The 1,203-nt window shown below is 35.5% G+C and carries 2 protein-coding genes; both read right to left on the bottom strand.

The genetic code is table 11. The features are described 5' to 3' along the window. Positions 1-109: 109 nt before the first annotated feature. Positions 110-700 carry an NUMOD4 domain-containing protein gene (locus ACTQ40_RS10520; RefSeq protein ID WP_441549863.1) on the bottom strand — a complete coding sequence of 197 codons (591 nt, stop codon included), beginning with the start codon at positions 698-700 and terminating at the stop codon, positions 110-112. 253 nt (positions 701-953) lie between these two features. Then, on the bottom strand, positions 954-1,203 hold a 250-nt coding region (locus tag ACTQ40_RS10515; RefSeq protein ID WP_441564115.1), incomplete at its 5' end, for a hypothetical protein.

Genomic DNA, 1,203 nt, shown 5'->3' with positions numbered 1-1,203 from the left:
ACACTGTCGTTAAGTCGTCGGCAGCGTCAGATGTGTATAAGAGACAGAGTTTATACCCCCACTTTCGTGGTATTTAAAAAGGACTTGCATTTCTGCAAATCCTCAGGGCTTAGACTATATCTTTATCAAAATCTTTTTCAAAATACCATTCATAACCTTTGTGTGTTTTTAATTTTTTGTGGCAACATTTAGAAATGCTTGTCACGTCGAACCCATCATTTTTTGCTAATATTTTCGCCTCGTAAAGTTTTGTTTTTCCTGTTTTTCGTTCATATCGTATGACAGGTTTAGCTGTTTTGCTGTTTTCTGCAAACTTTCCAAAACTTGGATGTTTTTCGCCTTTTGGCATATTATTTCTTAATCCATTAATTTTAGCATGATATAAATTTTCTTTTGATGTTGCCCATTCAAGGTTGTTGATATTGTTATTTTGTTTGTTGCAATCAATATGGTTAACTTGTTTTTTATTTTCGGGATTATCTATAAAATTAATAGCTACAAGCCTGTGGATAGAAAAATATTTCCGTTTGTTGTGTTTCCTTAATCCAACTTGTAAATATCCGTTATATTTAAGTGTAGTTTTTATTGGTTGCCCAATCCTCTCGTGCACTCCGTCATGTCTTGTGACACTTCTAACGTTTCCGTTGTCAGATATTTGATAATATCCCTCAAACCCTTTAATATCTTTCCAGTTTTCCATATCTCCACCTCTTTTTTGTATATTTATATTATATCACAATGTACGGTGGTTTGCAACTTTGATTTTGATAGTAGGCGTTTCGAATGTCGTATTAATAGACACCCTACGAGCAAAGCTCTAGTCGTTGAACCTTCCTGTATTTTTACAGGCTTGGCATAGGATTGTCATAGCTTTCGCCTTAGATGTTCCCTATTAGCACATACTTATTTTTTGTTAGTGTATGCACACCCATTAATAAAATGGTTAACCTACTTTAAATACGGCAATATTGTTTACCGTAGCCAAGCTTGAGGTTGTCCAGCATGGTGTAGTTTTGTTTAGAAAAGCCGTTATATGCATTTTGGATAGCTTCCATTGAAGTGCCCATTTTGTTTGCATTATCAGACATATCAACGATTGTCTGGTCGGCTAATTTGGCAGCCTTTTGGGTATCTCCACCGACCGATTGAATCAGTGATGCAGAAAATGATGCTGCTGTTTCCATGTACTGGTTAGCAGATAAT

The sequence above is a fragment of the Collinsella sp. Sow4_D11 genome, from assembly GCF_052116465.1.
GTDB lineage: Bacteria > Actinomycetota > Coriobacteriia > Coriobacteriales > Coriobacteriaceae > Collinsella.
This window is presented reverse-complemented; position numbering and strand designations above follow the sequence as displayed.